Source organism: Mesorhizobium sp. M7A.F.Ca.CA.004.12.1.1 (genome assembly GCF_003997835.1).
Classification (GTDB): Bacteria; Pseudomonadota; Alphaproteobacteria; order Rhizobiales; family Rhizobiaceae; genus Mesorhizobium.
Map to the genome: position 1 here is coordinate 1 of NZ_RZRK01000310.1, position 6,679 is coordinate 6,679.

Sequence of the window (6,679 nt, forward strand, 5' to 3'; positions counted from 1 at the left end):
GAGCAAGGCAAAGGAGATCGGCGCCCGGATGGTCACGGTCTGGACGGCACGCGGCTCGAACAGTTCCGCGGTGCTGTTGCCGATGGTGGCGAAGGCCGACTGGATGTGAGGCAAGTAGGCCGCACCCTCCGGCGACAGTGCAACGCCCCGCGCCAGCCGCGAAAACAAACGTGTCTTGAGCCGCTCCTCGAGAAACCGGATGTGCTGGCTGACGGCTGCCTGGGTGAGACCGAGCTCGGCTGCCGCCGCGGTGAAATTCGACAGCCGCGCCGCCGCCTCGAAACTGCGCAGCCAGTCCAGAGGCGGCACGGGTGTATTTGTACGAGCCATTAGTATTCTGCGGTCATTGGCTAAAAAATGATAATTTGAGTTATGCCTGTCGCGCGATCAACATGCAATCGAAACCCTGCGGATCAGGCTGCGGGGGACGCAATGAACAGGAACGGATCTCCATGCTCACCCACGCGCTGATCGGCGACGAAGGCAGAACAATCGACCTTGGCTGGCAGGACGGGTCGCGCAGCCGTTTTCATGCCATGTGGCTGCGCGACAATGCGCTGGACGACAAGACGCGCAGCGCCGGCAATGGTCAACGGCTCATCACCATTCTCGACATTCCCGCCAACACCAGGATCGGCGCCGCGTCGATCAAAGGCGGCGCCCTGGAAGTCAGCTTCGTGCCCGAGCAGAAGACGGTCAGCTTTCCCGCGGCATGGCTGAGCGCCAATGCCTATGATCGTGACGCAGGCCGCCAGCCGGGCTGGACAGGCGAGGCCACCGTGCGATGGACCAAGGCCTCGATGCAGAATTCGGTACCGCGCGCCGGCTATGTTGCGGCCAGCCGCGATCGTGCTGTGCTGGGGCAATGGCTGTCGGCGGTGAAAACCTATGGCTTCGCGGTGATGGACGATCTGCCGACCGAATCCGGGGCGCTGTGCAAAGTATCCGATCTGTTCGGCTACATCAGGGAGACCAATTACGGGCGCTGGTTCGAAGTGCGCGCCGAGGTCAATCCGAACAATCTCGCCTACACGAATCTCGGCCTCCAGGCACACACCGACAACCCCTATCGCGACCCTGTGCCGACGCTGCAGATCCTGTCCTGCATCGAGAATACGGTTGAGGGCGGCGAGTCCAGTGTCGTCGATGGGTTTGCCGTCGCGGCTGCGCTGCAGGCTGAGAACCCGGAAGGCTTCCGGCTGCTGAGCTCATGCCCGGCGCGCTTCGAATATGCCGGCTCTTCCGGCGTGCGGCTGCAGGCGAAGCGGCCGATGATCGAGCTCGGGCCCGATGGCGAGCTGATTTGCATCCGCTTCAACAACCGCTCCCTGGCGCCGACGGTCGACGTGCCGTTCAGCGATATGGAAGCGTACTACGCCGCCTATCGCCGGTTCGCGGAACTGATCGAGGATCCATCCTTCGAGGTGACGTTCAAGCTCGAAGCGGGGCAGGCGTTCATCGTCGACAACACCCGCGTCATGCATGCCCGCAAGGCGTTTTCCGGTACCGGTAAGCGCTGGCTGCAGGGCTGTTACGCAGACAAGGACGGTCTGCTGTCGACGCTCGCGGCGATCGAGCATGGGTTCAAGGAGGCGGCGGAATGAGCGGCCAGGATTTGAACGCGGACACCATCGTCGAGTTCATCGCCGACATCTTCGAGCGCCGGGGTGCCGAATCCTATCTCGGCGAACCCGTCACCATGTCGGAGCACATGCTGCAGGGCGCCTGGTTCGCCGAGCAGGACGGCGCGCCGGACGAGCTGGTGGCGGCGGCGCTGCTGCACGACATCGGCCACTACACCAGCGAGTTCGGCACCTATTCGCCCGAGGATGTCGAGGACAAGCATCATGACGAGGCCGGTGGCGAGGTGCTGGCGCCGTTCTTTCCGCCGGTCATCGTCGAATGCGTCAGGCTGCATGTCGCGGCCAAGCGCTATCTCTGCGCCACCGACCCGACCTATTTCGGCAGGCTGTCGCAGGCCTCGGTGCACACGCTGTCGCTGCAGGGCGGGCCGATGAGCGCCGATGAAGTGGCCGAGTTCCGCAAGAACCCGTTCCACGAGGAAGCGGTCCGGGTCCGCATCTGGGACGAGAGCGGCAAGATCGCCAACATGAAGACACGGGCGTTTCGCGATTACGTGCCGCTGCTGCAGCGGGTGGTGACACAGTTCGCCGCGGGTAAGCCGGCGTAATTCCCTCGAAGGAAGGAGGCAGGGTGCAAGCCATGCCTCCTTCCTTTTTTACTCCGCAGGAATGGCGCTCGCCTATCCCTTGTGGTGCACCTGCTGCAGGCCGTAGACCGGCGTCGCCAAGCCGGCCTGCCTGGCTTTCAACTGCAGCGCCAGGAACTGCGAATAGTGTCGTGATTGGTGCAGATTGCCGCCGTGGAACCACAGCGCCTCCTGTTGCGTCGGCTTCCACATGTTGCGCAGCTCACCTTCCCAGGGGCCGGGATCCTTGGTGGTGTTCGAGCCGAGGCCCCAGCATTTGCCGACCTTGTCCGCGGTCTCGCGCGATATCAGATCGGCGGCCCAGCCGTTCATCGAGCCGTAGCCGGTGGCGTAGACGATGAGGTCCGCAGGCAGTTCCGACCCGTCGCTGAGCAGAACCGAGTGCTGCTTGATCTCTTCGACGTCGACGCCGCTCTTCAGCTTGATCGAACCATCGATAACCAGCTGCGAGGCGCCAACATCGATGTAATAGCCAGAGCCGCGCCTTAGGTACTTCATGAACAGGCCGGACTCGTCGTCGCCCCAGTCGAGCATGAAACCGGCCTTTTCCAGTCCCTTGTAGAACGCCGCATCGCGTTTCTTCATCTCGGCATAGGCCGGGATCTGGAACTCGTGCAGGATCTTGTAAGGCAGCGAAGCGAAGATGAGATCGGCCTTGGCGGTGGTGATGCCATTCTGCAGCGCCTGCTCCGAATAGAGCGAACCCAGTCCGATTTCCATCAACGTGTCGGACCTGGAGATATGGGTACTCGAGCGCTGCACCATGGTCACGTCGGCACCAGCTTCCCAAAGTGCGGCAGCGATGTCATGGGCGGAATTGTTGGATCCGATGACAACGGCCTTTTTGCCGGCATAGGCGTCGGGACCCGGATGCTTCGACGAGTGGTGCTGGTCACCCTTGAAGGTTTCCATGCCCTTGAATTTCGGCAGATTGGCCTTGCCGGACTGTCCGGTTGCCAGCACCAGCTGCTTGGGCTTCAGCGTGATGTCCTTGCCGTCGCGGTGGACGACGACGGTCCATTCCTTCGTCTTGTCGTCATAGGACGCACTTTTGGCCTCGGTCGAGGACCAGTAATTCAGCTCCATCACCTTGGCGTACATTTCCAGCCAGTCGCCGATCTTGTCCTTGGGCGAGAAGACCGGCCAGTTCTTGGGGAAATCGATATAGGGCAGATGGTCGTACCAGACCGGGTCATGCAGGCAGAGCGATTTGTAGCGCTTGCGCCAGCTGTCGCCGGCACGCTCGTTCTTCTCGATGATGATGGTGGGCACGCCAAGCTGCCGCAGCCGCGCGCCGAGCGCGATGCCGCCCTGGCCGCCACCGATGATCACCGTATAGGGCTGCGTCTTGAAGCCGAGCTCGGCGGCTTCCCTCTCGCGTTCTTCTTTCCATGTCGGACGGTTCTTGCCCGAGCCGTGCCTGGCGCCCATCGGCCGCGCAAAGCCTGCCGGCTCCTCGTGGCCTTTCAGTTCGGCCATGGTGGTCAGCAGCGTCCAGATCTTGCCGTCCTTCAGCCTGATATGGCCGAAGCCGCGCGCCACTTCCGTCTCGAAGCTGATCCAGCCCTCGATCAACCCGTCGCTCTCCGTCGCGTCCTCGCCCTTGGCGATGGCGAAGTGCGACGGCCTGGTTTTCGACAATTGGTTTTTCAGCATGTCGCGGACCTGGTCGCGGCCTTCCATGGTCTTGATGTTCCAGGTGAAGGTAACGAGGTCGCGCCAGTAGCAATCATCTTGAAAGCAATCGACCGCCTTCTCGATGTCATTGGCAGCAAGCGCGGCGCCGAATTGATCGAGCAGGTCGGACAGTTTCTTGCTAGGGGCCGTGTTCTTGCTAGAGGGCTTGTCGAGCATCAGGTTTCCTCCCGTGAAATCCAGATCGTCATGGTGGTCGCTCCGCCGGGCTTGCCGCCGGACGATCAAGTATCGTCAGAGATGGTGGCCCTCGTCACGCCCCACCATAGTTTCCAGCGATTTCAATGGTCTATCCTAGAAATGAGATCGCCAGGCGGTTTCGGAATCGCCCGGGCGCCGGAAACGAACGTTCCATTTGTGAATGCCGCGCCGGTCGCGCAAAATTGATGGTCAAATGCCGCAATGCGGTCACCCGGGCCGATGACAACCGATCGGTGAGAAGCCGGGAAGCGGTGGCGGGCAACAGGGCGGTTCCCGGGATTTTCTGGATGCGGAACTCTGGAGCCCGTTATGATCATCATACCTTTCATCCAAGCGTCTTCATGTCGCTCCCTTGGCCGGCGTGGACGCGCAGCAGCAATGGCCGCGGTCATGGCCTTGAGCGCGACCCTGACCGGCCCGCTGGTGCTGCCCGGAACGCAGGCGCATGCGGCGGAAATTGCCGTCACCGTCCGCGAAAGGCTTTCGAATTATGGCGGATGGCGAACCTCGGCCCGATTCGGCGATGTCTGGGTTCCCTCGGTCCGTACCGAATGGCGGCCGTACACCGAAGGCAGGTGGGTCTGGACCGACGATGGCTGGTACTGGCAGTCCACCGAGCCATTCGGCGATGTCGTCTATCACTATGGCCGCTGGGCGTATGATCCCGATTTCGGCTGGGTGTGGATCGCCGGCGATCAATGGGCGCCAGCCTGGGTGGTGTGGCGTCAGGGCGGCAATGATGTCGGCTGGGCTCCAGCGCCGCCCGACGTCGGTGTCGCCTTCGACGACGCCTGGTGGTGTTTCGTGCCTGTGGCGGCGATCGGCGCGGTCGATCTGGTCAGGATGGTGCGGCCGGTGCAGGAGAACGTCGTCATCATGCGCAACACGACGATCATCAACCAGACGGTCGTGGTCAACAATGCACCGCGCGTGCGACTTGGCAATCAGGTCGTTGCAATCAATGCCGGACCCCGGCTGCAGCAACTCCCGAAGCCCGTCATCGAATCGATCAAGGCGGCAAAACTGGTTCCGCCTCGCAAAGGCGTGTTTGCCAGTGCACGGCTCGATGTTTCCAGGGGCGCCGAGATCAAGAGGCTTGCCGGCAATACAAAGGGGAACGGGCAAATCCTGGCGGGTCCCAAGACTGCGACCGGCAACAAGGCCATTTCCCCCGGCGCGGTGACTGCCAGCAATCCGGTGGTCGTGAAGCCGGTGAGCAAGCGGATGGCCGCCGGCAACGGCGCGAAGGCCGATGCGCTCAAGCTGCATGCCGACAGGACCGCGGGCGACGGACGCATCGTTGTCAAATCGTCGCTCAACCGGGGGTCGCCCAAGCCGGTTTCGGGGCAGCGTCTTGCACGCGGAGCTGGGCAACAAAAGCCGCATCAGCAAGCGTTGGCAATGCGCATGCCCCAGCACCATGCCCCGGCAAGGGTGGCACCCCACCATCCGCCAGCGAAGATGCAGGCCAGGAAGGCGTTCAAATGCGATCCACGCGTTTCCCGCTGCAAGGCGCCGGGCTGACAAGCTCGATCGCGCCGGCACGCTGTGCGCGCCGGCGCGATTTTTCCCGTTGACAGGCTGCCTTGCCCGCCCTTAGTGTCCGCCACCATGAAAACGGCACTCATTCTCGTAGGAAAGCGCGTGGGCAAGGCGGTGTAACCGCCGGGCGAAAACCCCCCATGCGCAAGACACAGGCTCCCTCGGGGGCCTTTTTTATTGCCTTAAACACGACTAAACGACCAGCAAACGCCAAATGGCGACAGTACGGGACCAGACCGATGAGCAACGGACAGAACGAGCGGCGCGAGATGACAGGTGCCGAAATGGTGGTGCAGGCGCTGAAGGACAATGGCGTCAAGCATGTCTTCGGCTATCCCGGCGGCGCTGTCCTTCCGATCTATGACGAGATCTTCCAGCAGGACGATGTCGAGCACATACTGGTGCGCCACGAGCAGGGCGCCGGCCATGCGGCCGAAGGCTATGCGCGTTCGACCGGCAAGGCCGGCGTCATGCTGGTGACCTCCGGCCCCGGCGCCACCAATGCGGTGACGCCGCTGCAGGACGCGCTGATGGATTCGATCCCGCTGGTCTGCCTGACGGGGCAGGTGCCGACCTCGCTGATCGGCTCCGACGCTTTTCAGGAATGCGATACGGTCGGCATCACGCGCCCCTGCACCAAGCACAACTGGCTGGTGAAGGACGTCAACGAGCTCGCCGCCACCATCCACGAGGCTTTCCATGTCGCGACCACCGGCCGTCCGGGTCCGGTCGTCGTCGATATTCCGAAGGACGTGCAGTTCGCCAGGGGATTCTACGTCCCGCCGCAGATCGCGCCGCGCACCAGCTACCAGCCCAAGGTCCAGGGCGACCTGGAAAAGGTCAAGGCGGCGGTCGAGCTGATGGCCAGCGCCAAGAAGCCGATCATCTATAGCGGCGGCGGCGTCATCAATTCCGGCCCGGAAGCGAGCCATCTGCTGCGCGAACTGGTCGATCTTACCGGTTTCCCGATTACCTCGACGCTGATGGGCCTCGGTGCCTATCCGGCATCGG

General features: G+C 62.7%; 6 protein-coding genes. 4 read left to right on the forward strand and 2 right to left on the reverse strand.

The features are described 5' to 3' along the window. Positions 1-330: LysR family transcriptional regulator (locus EN984_RS17490; protein WP_127383851.1), on the reverse strand; the 330-nt coding region annotated here is incomplete at its 3' end. 122 nt (positions 331-452) lie between these two features. On the opposite strand from EN984_RS17490, the gene EN984_RS17495 reads away from it, so the two are divergent. Both EN984_RS17495 and EN984_RS17500 read left to right on the forward strand, forming a co-directional pair. After that, positions 453-1,604, forward strand: a complete 1,152-nt coding sequence (locus EN984_RS17495) for a gamma-butyrobetaine dioxygenase (protein WP_127268621.1) — start codon at positions 453-455, stop codon at positions 1,602-1,604. After that, positions 1,601-2,191, forward strand: a complete 591-nt coding sequence (locus tag EN984_RS17500) for an HD domain-containing protein (protein WP_127268622.1) — start codon at positions 1,601-1,603, stop codon at positions 2,189-2,191. The genes EN984_RS17495 and EN984_RS17500 overlap by 4 nt, the downstream gene beginning before the upstream one ends. A 72-nt stretch (positions 2,192-2,263) precedes the next feature. Here the strand turns inward: EN984_RS17500 and EN984_RS17505 are convergent, their stop codons facing one another. Next, positions 2,264-4,084 (reverse strand): NAD(P)/FAD-dependent oxidoreductase, encoded by a 1,821-nt coding sequence (locus EN984_RS17505; protein ID WP_127268623.1) that lies wholly within the window; start codon positions 4,082-4,084, stop codon positions 2,264-2,266. Between the two features lie 420 nt (positions 4,085-4,504). On the opposite strand from EN984_RS17505, the gene EN984_RS17510 reads away from it, so the two are divergent. Together EN984_RS17510 and EN984_RS17515 are read left to right on the forward strand one after the other, a co-directional pair. After that, the gene (locus EN984_RS17510) at positions 4,505-5,650 is read left to right on the forward strand and encodes a DUF6600 domain-containing protein (protein ID WP_127272401.1); all 1,146 of its coding nucleotides are present in this window, start codon (positions 4,505-4,507) and stop codon (positions 5,648-5,650) included. 287 nt (positions 5,651-5,937) lie between these two features. Further along, positions 5,938-6,679, forward strand: a 742-nt coding sequence (locus tag EN984_RS17515) for a thiamine pyrophosphate-binding protein (RefSeq protein ID WP_245480078.1), incomplete at its 3' end; no start/stop codon positions are given.